Source organism: Novosphingobium taihuense (assembly GCF_007830315.1).
In the GTDB taxonomy this organism is placed as follows: Bacteria; Pseudomonadota; Alphaproteobacteria; order Sphingomonadales; family Sphingomonadaceae; genus Novosphingobium; species Novosphingobium taihuense.
Map to the genome: position 1 here is coordinate 506,553 of NZ_VLKJ01000001.1, position 15,310 is coordinate 521,862.

Genomic DNA, 15,310 nt, shown 5'->3' on the forward strand with positions numbered 1-15,310 from the left:
AACCGGGCCGGTTAGCCGAGCCGGAGATCGAAACCGGCCGACCCGACGAGTTGCTTTGCCACGAGCTTTTCGGCGAGCACGACAGCCGAGCGCGCGTCGGGAGCGGTGCCATCGGCACCCACTTCGTCAACAAGTCCCGGATTGGCATTGACCATTCGTCCACCGATAAGAACCTGAACCTTGGGCGCTCTCGAAACGCTGCGGATGGCGCAAATTAGGTCACTCAAAATGCCGTTAGTGCAATCGCAACTGACGGTCAAGCCTATGACATCGAAGTGCCTTTCGGCGATAATCTGCAGCAATTCCTTGCGCTTGGGCTCAATCAAAGCTTCCGTCTGCCAGCCAGCCCGGGCAAATACTTCCTCGATCATCAAGGTACCGAGGGCGTGACCGTCTCCGGGCATGGGCGAGAACAGAGCCGTGCGCGATATGTTCCCGTCGAAGTGGTCCGACGGGAAATGCAGTGCAACCTGGCGCATCACTTCCTGCAAGCGCCAGAGACCCATCGTGACGTCGAGGAAATCGCACTCGTCCTCTTCCCAGTGCTGGCCGAGACGACGGGCCGATGGGGCGAGAAGGTCGACGAAGATGGATTCGATCGAAACGCCGCGTTCGATGAAGGATTCGACCACTTCGAGAAGTTCGTCGGCATCGAGATCGAGGGGAAGCGAGGCGAAGCGCGCGGCTTCTGCGGGATCGACCGAAAGCGTGCCCGTGGGCCGTGCACGACCGACGCCGGACGAGTGGGCCATCAGCAGGCGGGGGATGATCTGCTCTTCTATGAGACTGCTGACCTGGCCCTGCGGCGTTGGCCGGACTGCGGCACTGGCCATTTCGTAATTCTGGGGATCGTTCGGGGCCCCGCCCGGTCTTAGATTGCGGGCCCGCTTGGGGCGGACATTGTTCGCGGTCCGCTTTGCTGATCCGGTACCATACAGCGTTGCCATGACAGACCCCTCCGGTCTGGGTGGGTGAGAGATATCACCCCCGGGCTGTCGCTTATCATTCCGACTCTGTCCGGAAATGGCATCCTACGCCTGTAATGTGTTGCTGACAAATCCCCATCTGTCATTTTTATTTGTCGTCAAGACAGGTTGACACTTCTCCGGCGAGGCGTAGTCTTCAATCTCCACGAAAAGGTGATCGGGCGGGATGTCAGGGGAAGCAATCAGGACCGGAGCCGCCGATCACGGGATCGGCAGGCGGCCCGCGCGCCCTGCGCTTTACACTCCTGAAGAGCGTGCCCGCCGCGATGCGACTCGCTGGACCCTGGTTCAGGGCCTCCTCGCCCCCTTCCAGTTCCTCGTCTTCCTGATCAGCCTCGGACTTGTGCTGCGCAGCCTTGCCACGGGTGAAGGTGCCGTTGCGGCAGACGTCTCGGTCGTGGCCAAGACGATCACGCTCCTTGCGATCATGATCACCGGATCGATCTGGGAAAAGGTCGTGTTCGGGAAGTGGCTGTTTGCCCGCGCGTTCTTCTGGGAAGACGTGTTCTCGATGCTGGTGATCGCGCTGCACGCCACGTACATGGTGATGCTGCTCGGCCAGTTCGGCAGCTTTGCCCAGCGCATGGAAATCGCGCTGGCGGGCTATGCCGCCTATGTCATCAACGCTGGACAGTTCCTGCTCAAGCTGCGCGCCGCGCGGCTTGAAGCCGAGCGCTCCGCATCTTTTCAAGGAGCCTCGGCATGAGCGCGGACAGCACGCTTGTCGCGCCGAGCAGTGGCTGCGCCACGACCAGCCAGCCCGAGATCCTGCGCCAGCGCGGACAGCGCGAGGTGTTCTGCGGTCTGACCGGGATTATCTGGCTGCATCGCAAGATGCAGGACGCGTTCTTCCTCGTCGTCGGATCGCGGACCTGCGCGCACCTGCTGCAGTCGGCGGCAGGCGTGATGATCTTTGCAGAGCCCCGCTTTGCCACCGCGATCATCGAGGAGCGCGATCTTGCCGGGATGGCCGATTGCCAGGACGAGCTCGACCGCATTGTCGACCGCCTGCTGGTCCGCCGCCCGGAAATCCGCACGCTGTTCCTCGTGGGCTCCTGCCCTTCGGAAGTGATCAAGCTGGACCTTGGCAAGGCGGCGCAGCGGCTTGGCGTCAAGTTCGGCGGGCGCACCCGCATCCTCAACTATTCGGGCAGCGGGATCGAGACGACCTTCACCGAGGGCGAGGACGCGTGCCTCACCTCGCTGGTTCCGGAAATGCCTGCGGCGAGTGCTGCCGAGGCACAGAACCTGCTGGTGATCGGCGCCCTGCCCGACATCGTCGAAGACCAGTTCCGTCGCCTGTTCACCGAACTTGGCATCGCCACGGTCGATTTCCTGCCGGCAAAGCGCATGGCGGACCTGCCCAAGGTCGGGCCCAACACGGTGTTTCTGCTGGCCCAGCCGTTCCTGACCGAGACGACCGGTGCGCTGCAGCGGCGCGGGGCCAAGCGGCTTGACGCGCTGTTTCCGTTCGGTGCGGAAGGTACGACCGACTGGTTGCGCGCCGCCGCCGAAGCCTTTGGCGTTGACCGTATACACTTCAACCGCGTGGTTGCGCCGGGACGCGAGCGGGCCAAGCGCGCGATTGCCCATTGCCGTGACCGGCTTGAGGGCAAGCGCATCACCTTCCTGCCGGATTCGCAGCTGGAACTGCCGCTGGCACGCTTTCTTGCGACTGAGCTTGGCATGGTGCCGGTGGAAGTGGGCACGCCGTATCTCAACCGCGAACTCAACGCCCGCGAACTGGCGCTGCTGCCTGCGGCCACGCGCCTGAGCGAAGGGCAGGACGTTGATTTGCAGCTCGATCGCGTACGCGCCGACCGGCCGGACTTGACGGTCTGCGGCCTTGGCCTTGCCAATCCGCTGGAGGCCGAAGGGCTTTCGACCAAGTGGGCGATCGAGCTCGTCTTTTCGCCGATCCACGGCTTCGAGCAGGCGGGTGATCTCGCCGAGCTCTTCGCACGGCCGCTTCGCCGTCGCGACATATTGAGGGTATAGGACATGCAGCTGGCGGTCTGGACATACGAAGGTCCGCCACATGTTGGCGCGATGCGGGTCGCAACAGCCATGAACGGCATGCACTACGTGCTCCACGCGCCGCAGGGCGATACTTACGCCGACCTGCTGTTCACGATGATCGAACGCCGAGGCAAGCGCCCGCCGGTCACCTACACCACATTCCAGGCGCGCGACCTTGGCAAGGACACCGCCGGGATCTTCCAAAACGCTGCGCGTCAGGCCTATGATCGCTTCACGCCGCAGGCCCTCCTGGTGGGCGCATCTTGCACCGCCGAACTGATCCAGGACGATCCGGCAGGCCTTGCCGAAGCGCTGAACCTGCCCTGCCCGGTCATCCCGCTCGAACTGCCGAGCTATCAGCGCAAGGAGAACTGGGGCGCGGCGGAGACTTTCTACCGGGTGGTGCGCCAGCTGGTCGACAAGGATGTGCGCCCTGCACCGCGCGAAGGCCGCCGCCCGCTCGTCAACCTGCTCGGTCCCTGCGCGCTGGGCTTTCGCCATCGCGATGACGTGGCTGAAGTGCGCAAGCTGCTGGGAACGTTAGGGATCGACGTGAACTGCGTCGCTCCGCTCGATGCAGCGCCCGACGACATTCGCACGCTGGGACGGGCAGATTTCAACATCGTGCTCTATCCCGAGATCGGTGGCGAGGCTGCGCGCTGGCTCGATCAGGCGCTGGCACAACCGGCGATCCGCACCGTGCCGATCGGCGTTGGCGCAACGCGCGAGTTCATCGAGGAAGTCTCTGCACTGGCGGGCGTAGAACCAAGCGCTGCGCTGGCCGATGCGGAATCGCGGATGCCGTGGTGGAGCCGCTCGGTCGACTCGACCTACCTGACCGGCAAGCGCGTCTTCATCTTCGGCGATGCCACGCATGCCATCGCCGCTGCCCGCATCGCCCACGAGGAGCTCGGCTTCGAGATCTGCGGCCTGGGTTGCTACAACCGCGAATTCGCGCGCGAGATGCGCCGCGCCGCTGCGCTCTATGGCGTCGAACCGCTGATCACCGACGATCACCTTGAAGTGGAGGATGCGATCCTCAATGCCTCGCCCGAACTGGTGCTGGGCACGCAGATGGAACGCCATATCGCCAAGCGCTTCGGCATTCCTTGCGCGGTGATCTCCTCGCCGGTGCACGTACAGGACTTCCCTGCCCGCCACAGTCCACAGATGGGCTTCGAGGGCGCCAACGTGATCTTCGACACCTGGGTCCACCCGCTGGTGATGGGCCTTGAAGAACATCTGCTGACGATGTTCCGCGATGACTTCGAGTTTTCCGACGCGGCAGGCCCTTCGCACCTCCACGGATCAGCGCGGCACACCGACCGTGAGGCTGGCACCACAACCACACTTCAGGAGGTCCGCTCCGACGGTGAGCTTGCTGAGGCGCGGCCAGCAGACCTGGCGATCATCTGGACTGCGGAAGCGGAACAGGAACTGAGGAAAGTCCCGTTCTTCGTGCGCGGGAAAGTCCGCCGCAACACCGAGGCATTTGCCACCGCGCAGGGCCGAGGCGCGGTGGACCTGGCCACGCTCTATGATGCGAAGGCCCATTATGCCCGGTAGCCGCGCCCCCAAGGTTCGCGTCGCAATCGTGACGCTCGACAACCACCTCAAGGCAGGCGTCGAGCGTGCCGATGCGCGATTGCGCGAAGACAACATCACCGTGAGCCTTCACGCCGCGACCGATTGGGACCGGCAGGGCGATGCGCTGGCGCAGACCAAGGCGGCGGTTGCCGCAGCAGACATCGTGATCGTGACGATGCTGTTCCTTGACGATCACATCCGCGCAATCCTGCCGACGCTGGAAGCACGGCGCGAGAGTTGCGACGCGATGGTCTGCCTGATGTCGTCAGGCGAAGTCGTAAAGCTGACCCGCATGGGCGGCTACCGCATGGACGCGCCGGCCAAGGGGCCGCTCGCCATGCTGAAAAAGCTGCGCGGGTCGGGAAAGCCGGGGGCCAGTTCGGGAGCGGGGCAGATGCGCATGCTGCGCCGCCTGCCGAAGATCCTGCGGTTCATTCCCGGCACCGCGCAGGACGTGCGCGCCTATTTCCTGACGCTGCAATACTGGCTTGCTGGCTCAGACGACAACGTCGTGGAGATGACGCGCGCGCTGATCGACCGCTATGCAGCAGGCGAGCGCCTGACCCGCCGCGGCATGACCAAGGCGGCGGCGCCGCGCGAATATCCCGAGCTGGGCGTCTATCACCCGCGCACGGACCAGAAGATTTCGGACAGCATGCGGCTGCTTCCGCCCAAGCCCGGTGTCAACGGCACGGTAGGCTTGCTGCTGCTGCGCTCGTACCTGATCTCAATGGATGCCGGTCACTACGACGGCATGATTGCCGCGCTGGAAGCTGCAGGCCTGCGCGTCATTCCCGGCTTTGCCAATGGCCTTGATTCCCGCCCGGTGATCGAGAAGTTCTACATCAAGGACGGCAAGGCCACGGTCGATGCGGTAATTTCGCTGACCGGGTTCTCGCTGGTCGGCGGCCCCGCCTACAACGATGCCAAGGCTGCCGAGGAAGTGCTGACGCGGCTCGACGTGCCCTATATCGCGGCGCATCCGCTGGAGTTTCAGACGCTGGAGCAGTGGGGCGCAGGGCGTCAGGGACTGCTCGCGCTTGAATCGACGATCATGGTCTCGATCCCCGAGCTGGACGGCGCGACGCAGCCGACCGTGTTTGGCGGACGTTCGGACGGTGCGGGCGTGGCCTGTGCGGGTTGCGAGCGGGCGTGCGTATTCGAAGGCAACGGCCCGGTCAACGCGATGCGGGCCTGTCCCGAACGGGCCGAAGCGCTGGCGGAGAAGGTCGTAAAGGTCGTGGCGCTGCGCCGGGCCGAGCGGGCCACGCGCAAGTTGGCGATCACGATCTTCAACTTCCCGCCAAATGCCGGGGCAACGGGCTCAGCGGCGTTCCTGGCGGTGTTTGAATCGCTTCATGCAACGCTGCGCCGCCTGGCTGATGAAGGCTATGCGGTCGAGGTTCCCGAGAGCGTCGATGCGCTTCGCGAGACGATCTTGAAGGGCAATTCCGAGCGGTTCGGTTCGGATGCCAACGTTGCTGCGCGGATCGATGCCGACGACCACGTTCGACGTGAACCGCACCTCGCCGAGATCGAAGCGCAGTGGGGCCCTGCTCCCGGCAAGATCCAGAGCGATGGTTCGCACATCCATGTGCTGGGCGCGCATTTCGGCAACGTGTTCATCGGCGTGCAGCCGACCTTCGGCTACGAAGGCGATCCGATGCGGCTGCTGTTCGACGGCGATTTCGCCCCGACCCATGCCTTTGCCGCCTACTACCGCTGGCTGCGCGAGGACTTCGGCGCCCATGCGGTGATCCACTTCGGCACGCACGGTGCGCTCGAATACATGCCGGGCAAGCAGACTGGCCTGACCGGAAAATGCTGGCCCGAACGCCTGCTGGGCGACCTGCCGAACTTCTACCTCTTCGCCTCGAACAACCCGTCGGAAGGCCTGCTGGCCAAGCGCCGCTCTGGGGCAACAATGCTGAGCTACCTGACGCCGCCACTGGCACGCGCCGGGCTCTACAAGGGCTTTGTCGATCTGAAGACGAGCGTAGAGCGCTGGCGGTCATCGACCGACGAGGCGGAGCGCGCGGCGCTGGAAACGCTGATCTGGGACGAGTGCGCGGCGCTCGACATCACGGCGAAGGACGTCTCGGACCTCAGCGCCAATCTCTATGAACTGGAGCGCACGCTGATCCCGCACGGTCTGCACGTGCTGGGCGAGCGGATGGCGGGAGCCGAGCGCGCCGAGATGATCGATGCGCTGGCCGATGCCGATCCGCAGGCGAGCCGCGAGGGCATCGAGGCAGCGCTCGATTCCTGCGACGAACTTGGCGCGCTGGTCCATGCGCTGGACGGCGGCTACATCCGTCCGGCACCGGGTGGCGATCTTCTGGCCAACCCGGAAGTCCTGCCGACCGGGCGCAACATCCACGGCTTCGACCCGTTCCGCCTACCGACGCGCTTTGCCTGCGAGCAGGGCCGGGTCCAGGCCGAAAGCCTGCTGACCCGCCATGCCGCAAGTGGCGAGCCCTTCCCCGAGAGCTTGGCGATGGTGCTGTGGGGCACCGACAACATGAAGAGCGAAGGCTCGCAGATCGCGCAGGTCCTCTCGCTGATGGGCGCGCGGCCGCGGATCGACAGCTATGGACGCCTTGCTGGCGCTGAACTGATCCCGCTTGGCGAACTTGGCCGCCCGCGCATCGACGTGGTGGTGACGCTCTCGGGCATCTTCCGCGACCTGCTGCCGCTGCAGACGCGAATGCTGGCCGAAGCGGCATTGCTGGCCACGCAGGCTGACGAGCCGCTCGAAATGAATTTCGTGCGCAAGCATAGCCTTGCCCACCAGAAGCTGCACGATTGCGATCTGGAAACGGCAGCGCTGCGCGTGTTCTCCAATGCCGAAGGCGCCTATGGCGCGAACGTCAACCAGCTGATCGAGGGCGGCGTCTGGGCCGATCCGGACGAGCTGGCCAATGCCTTCGAGACGCGCAAGGGCTATGCCTATGGCGTGCGCGGCGCTCCGGTGGCGCAGCGCGATCTGCTGCGCAGTGCGCTGAAGGACGTCGATTTCGTCTATCAGAACCTCGAGAGCGTCGAAGTGGGGATCACCGATCTCGACCAGTACGTCGACGGGCTGGGCGGCGTGAGCCGGTCGATCGCGAGGGCCAAGGGCAGCCAGGCGCCGGTCTATATCGTCGATGCGACGGTGGGCGATGCCAAGGTGCGCACGCTGGCCGAGCAGATCGACCTTGAAACGCGCACCCGCACGCTCAACCCCAAGTGGTTCGAGGGCATGCTCAAGCATGGCTTCGAAGGCGTGCGCAACATCGAACAGCACGTGACCAACACGGTGGGCTGGTCGGCCACCACGGGCCAGGTGGCGCCGTGGGTCTACCAGCAGATCAGCGAGACCTTCGTGCTCGACCCCGCCATGCGCGAGCGGCTCTCGAAGCTCAATCCCAACAGCTCGGCACGGGTTGCCGGCCGTCTGCTCGAAGCGTGCGAACGCCGCCTGTGGGAGCCCGACGACGAAACGCTGGAAGCCCTGCGCATCGCCAACGACGAACTCGAGGACCGCCTGGAAGGCGTCTACTCGGGCGCGACCGCGGCCGAATAAGGAGAATGTGATGAACCTGCTCGACCCAAGGGCGCGCTTCAGCCAGCCGGATGGAGAGGGATCGGTGCAGGTCCAGCTGGATCCGCGCGACGAGATCAAGGGCGCAAAGGTGATTGCCGTCTATGGCAAGGGCGGGATCGGCAAGTCGACGACCTCGTCGAACCTGTCCGCAGCCTTCTCCAAGCTTGGCCACCGCGTGCTGCAGATCGGCTGCGATCCCAAGCATGATTCAACCTTCACACTGACCAAGAAGCTGATCCCGACTGTGATCGACGTGCTCGAAGGCGTGGAATTCCATGCCGAGGAACTGCGGCCCGAAGACTACATGTTCGAAGGCTACAACGGGGTGATGTGCGTGGAAGCGGGCGGGCCTCCTGCTGGCACCGGCTGTGGCGGTTATGTGGTCGGGCAGACGGTCAAACTGCTCAAGCAGCACCATCTGCTGGAAGACACCGACGTGGTGATCTTCGACGTGCTGGGCGACGTGGTGTGCGGCGGCTTTGCCGCGCCTCTGCAGCATGCCGAGCGCGCGGTGGTGGTGGCCGCGAACGACTTCGATTCCATCTTCGCGATGAACCGCATCGTTGCCGCCATCGGCGCGAAGGCGAAGAACTACAACGTGCGGCTTGCAGGCGTGATCGCCAACCGCTCGGCTGCGACCGACGAGATCGACCGGTTCAGCGAAGCCATCGGCATGAAGCGCCTTGCCCACTTCCGCGACGTGGATGCCATCCGCCGTAGCCGCCTCAAGAAGTGCACGCTGTTCGAGATGGAGCCTTCGCCCGAGGTGATCGCGGCGCAGCAGGAATACCTGCGCCTGGCGCAAGTGCTGTGGGACGGGGTCGAGCCGGTGGAAGCCCGGCCGATGAAAGACCGCGATATCTTTGACTTTCTGGGGTTCGAGTGATGGCTACGCAGTTTTCGCCAAACCAGATTGCGCCGGTCCGCTATCACGACCAGCGCGAAAAGCTGGCCGAGTACTTCGACGGGACGGCGCGCAAGGCGTGGATCGACCTCACCTCGAACGCCAAGGTCAGCGGCATCCGCGCCACGGTGCGCGCCGGGCGTGACGAGATGCGTGGGCAACTGCTGAGCTGGCTGCCCGAAGACCTGCGCCGCCGAGATGTGCTGGATGCCGGGTGCGGCACGGGGAGCCTGAGCGTCGAGGCCGCATGCCGGGGCGCGGTGGTCACCGCCATCGACGTGGCGCAGGGGCTGGTGAACATCGCCGCCGAGCGCGCGCCTTCGTACCTTGGCCATGGACGGATCAACTGGCGGGTGGGTGACATGCTCGATTCCTCGCTTGGCACGTTCGACCACATCGTCGCGATGGATTCGCTGATCCACTACACCCTGCCCGATATGGTCTGGGCGCTTTCGGCGCTGATGCAGCGCTGCAGCGGCTCGATCCTGTTCACGTTTGCACCCTACACGCCGCTGCTGGGTGCGATGCATACGGTGGGCAAGGTCTTCCCGCGTTCGAACCGTTCGCCCGCGATCGTGCCGATTGCCGAGGACGAGCTTCGCGCAGCGCTTGCACAGTTCGGGGACTGGGAAGTGGTGCGCAGCGGCCGGGTTTCCAGCGGCTTCTACAAGAGCCACGCGATGGAACTGGTGAAGCGCTGATGGCCGGACGCCAGCCTCTTGCCGCAAAATGGAGCCGGGTGGCGATCACCTGGCTGCCGTTCGCGGATGCGGCGAGCGTCGAAATACCGCTGTCGCGCCTGCTGCGCCTGTCACTGTTCCAGGTGAGCGTGGGCATGATGACCGTGCTGCTCAACGGTACGCTAAACCGCGTGATGATCGTGGAACTGGGCATTCCGGCGTGGCTGGTCTCGCTACTGATCGCTATTCCCCTGCTCGCCGCACCCTTCCGCGCGCTGATCGGGCACCGCTCGGACGTGCATCGATCGGTACTGGGCTGGAAGCGCGTGCCCTATATCTGGTTCGGCACGCTGATGCAGTTCGGCGGCCTTGCGATCATGCCTTTCGCACTGCTGCTGATGGCCAGCCCCCCACTGTTCCCGGTGGGCGTGACGGCGAGCGCATTTGCCTTCCTGCTGGCAGGCTTCGGCATGCATACGACGCAAACCGCCGGTCTTGCCCTGACCGGCGATCTGGTCGACGATGAACGCCGCCCGCGCGCGGTGGCGCTGCTCTATCTGTCGCTGCTGGCAGGGATGCTGGTCGCTTCGATGGTGATCGGCGGGCTACTCGCCAACTTCAGCCCTACGCGTCTAGTTCAGGTCATCCAAGGCGCGGCGGTCCTGACCTTCGTGCTCAACGTGATCGCCCTGTGGAAGCAGGAAGCGCGCAGTGCCGCCACCGCTTCGGCCGATACGCTGCGCCCATCGTTCACCGACGTATGGCAGACCTTCGTGGCCGAGCCGATCACGATGCGCCTGCTGGTGGCTGTGGGCCTTGGTGCCACCGCCTTTGCCATGCAGGACGCGCTTCTCGAACCTTATGGTGGCGAGATCCTTGGTCTTTCGGTGGGCGCCACGACGGGGCTTACCGGTGCCTGGTCGGTCGGCGCGCTGATCGGCTTTACCCTTTCGGGCCGCTGGCTCGGGCGCGGGACAGATGCCTTGCGCATTGCCGGTTTCGGCGTGGTGATCGGCATCGCCGCGTTCATGCTGGTGATCTTTGCAGCGCCGCTGGCGAGCCCGCTGACGTTGGGCCTTGGGGCAACCGCCATCGGTGCGGGAGCGGGCCTGTTCCTCGTGGGTACGCTGACTTCGGCCATGGCGCTTTCGAGCGAAAAGAGCTCCGGTCTTGCACTCGGCGCATGGGGCGCTGTGCAGACGACTTTTGCGGGCCTTGCCATCGCGATGGGCGGGGCCTTGCGCGACATCGTATCGAGCCTCGCTGTGTCGGACGAACTGGGCCACACGCTGGCCAGCCGCGCGACCGGCTATGCCACCATCTACATCATCGAAATCTGCCTTCTGCTGGCCACGCTCGTCGTGCTGGGCCCGCTTGTGGGCCAGACCCCGGCTGCCGCCCGGAAAGTCGGTAATCGCTTCGGACTGACGGAATTTCCCACATGAGACCGGGCCACATGAGAACGGGAAGGACACCCCTATGAGCACTGGCAATATTGTCGGCACGATCGATGCCGCGCAGATCGCAATGATCACATTCATCGGCTTCTTCATCGCGCTGGTCTTCTGGCTGCGCCGCGAAGATCGCCGCGAAGGCTATCCGCTTGAAGACGCCCTGACCGGACGGACACTGGCCGACGGCGGACCGCTTTCGTCCGCGGCGCCGAAGACGTTCATCCTGCCTTTCGGCAAGGGCACTGTCTCGGTCCCCAACGGCAATCGCGATGACTTCGAGGTAAATGCCAAGCGGCGCGAGAACTTCGGCGGAGCCCCGCTTTCGCCGGTGGGTGACGTGTTTGCCGCGGGTGTCGGCCCCGGCTCCTACGCCAACCGCGCCAAGTGGCCCGACATCGACGCCAACGGCAATCCGCGCATCGTGCCGATGGGCCTGGTGCCAGAGATCAGCGTGGCCTCGGCAAGCACCGATCCGCGCGGACTTCCGGTCTATGGCGCTGATGGCGCCAAGGCTGGCGTCGTGACCGATCTGTGGGTCGACCGCGCCGAGCACATGGTGCGCTACCTTGCGGTCGATACCGGCACCAAGACCGTGCTCGCCCCGATGCCGATGGCCGTGGTGAAAAAGAACACGGTGATCATCAGCGCGATCAACGCTGCCGACTTTGCCGGAGCCCCCTTCCCCGCCAATCCGGGCGAGATCACCCGGTACGAGGAAGAGCGCACCGTCGCCTACTTCGGCACTGGCTACCTCTACGCCAACGAAGATCGTCTGGAACCGCTGATATGAGCGAGTATGACCACGAGCCGATCCGCGGGCTTCCCGGCGACCTGCCGGCAGGCGAAAGCATCCTTTGGCAGGGATCGCCGGAGTGGCGGACATTCGCCCGCAGCGCGCTGCACACACGCTGGATCAGTGCCTACTTCGCCGTTCTCGCACTGCTCGGCCTCGCCAGTGGCAAGCTCGTCGGCGCGGCGGCAGCGGTGGTGGGCGGCGCGATCACGCAAGGCCTGCTGGCGCTGTTCGCGGTGCTCGTGGCGCGCACGACGGTCTATACGATCACCAACCGCCGCGTGGTTCTGCGCATCGGCATTGCGCTCAACAAATGCGTGAACCTGCCGCTGGCGATGATCGGCTCGGCCGACCTGCGCCCGCAGCCCGGTGACCACGGCGACATCGCGCTGAACATCGTCGGACGCCATCGCCTCGGCTTTGCGATGCTCTGGCCACATGCCCGGCCTTGGCGGCTTGCTCAGCCGAGCCCGATGCTGCGAGCCCTGCCCGATGCCCAGGTGGCGGCTAGCATACTTGCACGCGCCTGCGCCGCGGTGGTGCCGAACGAAGCAATGGCGATCGAGCGTCCGCGTCCGGCCCCTGCGCGTGACCACGGCTTGCAGGGAGCGGCGGCATGAGTCTCGTCCATGACCATGAGAACACCGTCCCTCGCCCGGCGCTGCTGCTGGCAGGTGCCTTGGTGGCGACGACCCTCGCGCTGACCGCAATGGTCCGTGTCGGCGTGCTCGACCGCGAGGCCGTGCCTGCTTTCGAGAGGGCCAAGGCCAATGTGGCTGCGGTCGAAGTGCGGCATCTGGTCTTTGAAGACCGGGCGGACGGTGCGGTCATGGTCAAAGACTCCGACAACGGAGAGACGCTCGCCGTGATGCTCGGCGAAGGTGATGGTGGCGGGTTCGTGCGCGGTGTGATGCGCGGCATGGCTCGCGAAAGGAAGATGAAGGGGATCGGCCCAGCGGCCCCCTTCGAACTGACGCAGTGGGAGAACGGATCGCTCTCGTTGCGTGACCCGGCGACCGGCCGTGCGATCGAGCTTGGCTCGTTCGGCGCGACCAACCGGGCAGCCTTTGCGCGGTTCCTCAGCGGAACCGCCGTGAAGGGAAATCAGGCATGATCCTCCGCCGCGCCTTCGACGTGCCTTGCCGCATCGCGGTGGAGCAGAGCGAGGCGCACTTCCACGCGCATGTCGAACTCGCCGGAAACATTGCCGTCGAGCCCGGCGATCGGGTCTGTGTCCATGGTGATCCGATCCGCGTGGCCTTTGGCGAAAACGCCGTGTTCGAACGGATGGCAACCGTCGTCCGCGCAGGCCCCATGCTGCGGGTCTGGACACGTCTGATCGCCTATCTGGGCCTGACCGAACTCTATGAGGTCAGCTTCAATCCTGGGAGCCTGAGATGAACGCGATTGCTCTTGAACGTCCGCAAGCGGCTGCGCCGGTGTCAGCCCCGGCAAAGGCCGACGTGCACAAGATGGCGAGCCACGAAACCGTGCTCAGCCCGCGCTTCTATACCACCGACTTTGCCGCGCTCGATTCCATAGACGTCTCGCTGGTGCGCAAGGAGTGGGACGAGCTGATGGACGAGATGGTCAGCGATCCCAACAAGAAGCACTTCAAGCGCGAGGGCAGCTTTGCCGGGATCATCGAGGGTCTGGAGCCAGAACTGCGGGCCGAGTTCATCGATTTCCTCGTCAGTTCGCTAACCTCCGAGTTCTCGGGCTGCATCCTTTATGCCGAGATGGCGCGGCGGACCAAGAACCCGGACATGAAGCTGCTGTTCAAGCTGCTTGCGCGCGATGAAAGCCGCCACGCCGGCTTCATCAACGAGGCGCTGAAGGATGCCGGGATCGGCATCGACCTCGGCTTTCTGACCAAGGCCAAGAAATATCATTACTTCAAGCCGAAGTTCATCTTCTACTCGGTCTATCTGTCCGAGAAGATCGGCTATGCGCGCTACATCGCGATCTATCGCCAGCTGGCGGCCCACCCGGAGCTGCGCTTTCACCCGATTTTCAACTGGTTCGAATCATGGTGCAACGACGAGTTCCGCCATGGGGAGGCTTTCGCCCTGCTGCTCCGCGCTGATCCGAAGCTGCTGACCGGCATGAACAAGCTGTGGGTGCGGTTCTTCCTGGTCGCGGTCTATTCGACGATGTATGTGCGCGATCATGCGCGGCCAGTGTTCCACAAGGCGCTCGGCCTCGATCCCGAGACCTACGACTACCGCGTGTTCGAGATCTGCACGGCGATCAGCCGCCAGGTCTTCCCGGTCGAGCTCGACACCAATGATCCACGCTTCCGCCGGGCGATGAACCGCCTGCTGGCGGCTGCCGGGCGGATCGAGGAAGGCAAGAAGCGCGGCGGCATTGCGGGCGCGCTGCTGCGAGCCTCGGGCGCTGCGGGAGCGGCGTTCAACTTCGCGCGGATGTACCTGCTGCGCCCGGGTGCAAACGAACTGCCTGCCACGGTGCGGATGCAGCCCGCGTGGTAAGCTGGACCGGCCATGTCCTGCCGGTGATCGCCACGATCGTGGTCTGGTTCTTTGCAACCGGCCTGATCGCCTGGGCGGACAACCGTGAACGCCGCACGTTCCCGCGCAGCCTGATGCTGGCGGGGATTGCCGGCGTCGCGGGGCTGGCAATCGTGGCCTGGTCGATGAACAGGGCAACGCTCGGCGGGGTCTATGCGGCCTTTGCCGGGGCGATCCTGATCTGGTCCTGGCACGAGATCACCTTCCTGACCGGCGCGATCACCGGGCCAAGGCGAGAGCCCTGCCCGGTTGACGCACGCGGGCTGGAGCGCTTCTTCCATGCAGTGAGTGCGGTAGCGTGGCACGAGATCGCGCTGGCGCTCAGCGCCATCGGCCTGATCTCGCTCAGTTGGGACGCGCCCAACCAGATCGGGGCGATGACGTTTACCCTGCTGCTGGCGATGCGGCTATCGACCAAGATCGTGATCTTCCTCGGCGTGCCGAACATGAGCACCGAGATTTTCCCGCCGCACCTCGCCTATCTCAAGACCTATTTCGGTCCGCGCCGGATGGGCATCGACCTTTTTCTTGCGATAGCAGCGACTTCGGGCCTCGCCTTGTGGCTCGGATTGATCGCGCTCAATGCGCCCGAGGGCAGCGCCAGTGCATCAGGCGCAAGCCTGCTCTTCGCGCTCGCCGCGCTGGGCGCGCTCGAACACCTGTTTCTCGCCCTGCCGATCCGCGACGGGGCGCTGTGGGGGTGGGCTTTGCCGACACGCCGCCCAGCCACTTGATACGACAAGCCGAACTCGAACGAGAACACACGAAGA

14 protein-coding genes are annotated in these 15,310 nt (G+C 64.8%); 13 read left to right on the plus strand and 1 reads right to left on the minus strand.

The features are described from left to right. Positions 1–11 precede the first annotated feature (11 nt). Complete coding sequence (locus IQ25_RS02310) at positions 12–833, minus strand: cobalamin B12-binding domain-containing protein (RefSeq protein WP_221236554.1); 822 nt, start codon at positions 831–833, stop codon at positions 12–14. A gap of 319 nt (positions 834–1,152) precedes the next feature. Here IQ25_RS02310 and bchF point away from each other — a divergent pair, with 319 nt between their 5' ends. The 13 genes from bchF to puhE are packed head-to-tail and all read left to right on the plus strand — an operon-like array spanning position 1,153 to position 15,274. Next, positions 1,153–1,692 (plus strand): 2-vinyl bacteriochlorophyllide hydratase, encoded by a 540-nt coding sequence (gene bchF, locus IQ25_RS02315; RefSeq protein WP_144901829.1) that lies wholly within the window; start codon positions 1,153–1,155, stop codon positions 1,690–1,692. Next, positions 1,689–2,984, plus strand: a complete 1,296-nt coding sequence (locus IQ25_RS02320; RefSeq protein ID WP_144901831.1) for a ferredoxin:protochlorophyllide reductase (ATP-dependent) subunit N — start codon at positions 1,689–1,691, stop codon at positions 2,982–2,984. Before bchF ends, IQ25_RS02320 begins: the two co-directional genes overlap by 4 nt. 3 nt (positions 2,985–2,987) lie before the next feature. Beyond that, entirely contained in the window at positions 2,988–4,571 is a 1,584-nt protein-coding gene (gene bchB / locus IQ25_RS02325; RefSeq protein WP_144901834.1) for a ferredoxin:protochlorophyllide reductase (ATP-dependent) subunit B, read from the plus strand. Further along, positions 4,561–8,157 carry a magnesium chelatase subunit H gene (locus IQ25_RS02330; RefSeq protein WP_144901836.1) on the plus strand — a complete coding sequence of 1,199 codons (3,597 nt, stop codon included), beginning with the start codon at positions 4,561–4,563 and terminating at the stop codon, positions 8,155–8,157. The genes bchB and IQ25_RS02330 overlap by 11 nt, the downstream gene beginning before the upstream one ends. Positions 8,158–8,167: 10 nt before the next feature. Next, positions 8,168–9,064 carry a ferredoxin:protochlorophyllide reductase (ATP-dependent) iron-sulfur ATP-binding protein gene (gene bchL, locus IQ25_RS02335; protein WP_144901838.1) on the plus strand — a complete coding sequence of 299 codons (897 nt, stop codon included), beginning with the start codon at positions 8,168–8,170 and terminating at the stop codon, positions 9,062–9,064. Next, positions 9,064–9,783 carry a magnesium protoporphyrin IX methyltransferase gene (gene bchM, locus IQ25_RS02340; protein WP_144901840.1) on the plus strand — a complete coding sequence of 240 codons (720 nt, stop codon included), beginning with the start codon at positions 9,064–9,066 and terminating at the stop codon, positions 9,781–9,783. The genes bchL and bchM overlap by 1 nt, the downstream gene beginning before the upstream one ends. Continuing rightward, positions 9,783–11,207, plus strand: coding sequence for a BCD family MFS transporter (locus IQ25_RS02345; protein ID WP_144901842.1), 1,425 nt, complete (start codon positions 9,783–9,785; stop codon positions 11,205–11,207). The genes bchM and IQ25_RS02345 overlap by 1 nt, the downstream gene beginning before the upstream one ends. A 34-nt stretch (positions 11,208–11,241) precedes the next feature. Continuing rightward, positions 11,242–12,006: a photosynthetic reaction center subunit H gene (gene puhA / locus IQ25_RS02350; protein WP_144901844.1), complete on the plus strand. Its 765-nt coding sequence runs from the start codon at positions 11,242–11,244 to the stop codon at positions 12,004–12,006. Next, positions 12,003–12,629: a photosynthetic complex putative assembly protein PuhB gene (gene puhB, locus IQ25_RS02355; protein WP_144901846.1), complete on the plus strand. Its 627-nt coding sequence runs from the start codon at positions 12,003–12,005 to the stop codon at positions 12,627–12,629. Before puhA ends, puhB begins: the two co-directional genes overlap by 4 nt. Continuing rightward, positions 12,626–13,123, plus strand: coding sequence for a photosynthetic complex assembly protein PuhC (puhC, locus tag IQ25_RS02360; RefSeq protein WP_144901848.1), 498 nt, complete (start codon positions 12,626–12,628; stop codon positions 13,121–13,123). Before puhB ends, puhC begins: the two co-directional genes overlap by 4 nt. Then, complete coding sequence (locus IQ25_RS02365; protein WP_144901850.1) at positions 13,120–13,410, plus strand: hypothetical protein; 291 nt, start codon at positions 13,120–13,122, stop codon at positions 13,408–13,410. Before puhC ends, IQ25_RS02365 begins: the two co-directional genes overlap by 4 nt. Further along, positions 13,407–14,501, plus strand: coding sequence for a magnesium-protoporphyrin IX monomethyl ester (oxidative) cyclase (acsF, locus tag IQ25_RS02370; protein ID WP_144901852.1), 1,095 nt, complete (start codon positions 13,407–13,409; stop codon positions 14,499–14,501). The genes IQ25_RS02365 and acsF overlap by 4 nt, the downstream gene beginning before the upstream one ends. After that, entirely contained in the window at positions 14,495–15,274 is a 780-nt protein-coding gene (puhE, locus tag IQ25_RS02375; protein WP_144901854.1) for a putative photosynthetic complex assembly protein PuhE, read from the plus strand. Before acsF ends, puhE begins: the two co-directional genes overlap by 7 nt. Positions 15,275–15,310 lie beyond the last annotated feature (36 nt).

Bases quoted from the DNA above. Each gene is read 5' to 3' on its own strand.
- IQ25_RS02310 (WP_221236554.1), bottom strand. From the start codon at position 833: ATGGCCAGTGCCGCAGTCCGGCCAACGCCGCAGGGCCAGGTCAGCAGT.
- bchF (WP_144901829.1), top strand. From the start codon at position 1,153: ATGTCAGGGGAAGCAATCAGGACCGGAGCCGCCGATCACGGGATCGGC.
- IQ25_RS02320 (WP_144901831.1), top strand. From the start codon at position 1,689: ATGAGCGCGGACAGCACGCTTGTCGCGCCGAGCAGTGGCTGCGCCACG.
- bchB (WP_144901834.1), top strand. From the start codon at position 2,988: ATGCAGCTGGCGGTCTGGACATACGAAGGTCCGCCACATGTTGGCGCG.
- IQ25_RS02330 (WP_144901836.1), top strand. From the start codon at position 4,561: ATGCCCGGTAGCCGCGCCCCCAAGGTTCGCGTCGCAATCGTGACGCTC.
- bchL (WP_144901838.1), top strand. From the start codon at position 8,168: ATGAACCTGCTCGACCCAAGGGCGCGCTTCAGCCAGCCGGATGGAGAG.
- bchM (WP_144901840.1), top strand. From the start codon at position 9,064: ATGGCTACGCAGTTTTCGCCAAACCAGATTGCGCCGGTCCGCTATCAC.
- IQ25_RS02345 (WP_144901842.1), top strand. From the start codon at position 9,783: ATGGCCGGACGCCAGCCTCTTGCCGCAAAATGGAGCCGGGTGGCGATC.
- puhA (WP_144901844.1), top strand. From the start codon at position 11,242: ATGAGCACTGGCAATATTGTCGGCACGATCGATGCCGCGCAGATCGCA.
- puhB (WP_144901846.1), top strand. From the start codon at position 12,003: ATGAGCGAGTATGACCACGAGCCGATCCGCGGGCTTCCCGGCGACCTG.
- puhC (WP_144901848.1), top strand. From the start codon at position 12,626: ATGAGTCTCGTCCATGACCATGAGAACACCGTCCCTCGCCCGGCGCTG.
- IQ25_RS02365 (WP_144901850.1), top strand. From the start codon at position 13,120: ATGATCCTCCGCCGCGCCTTCGACGTGCCTTGCCGCATCGCGGTGGAG.
- acsF (WP_144901852.1), top strand. From the start codon at position 13,407: ATGAACGCGATTGCTCTTGAACGTCCGCAAGCGGCTGCGCCGGTGTCA.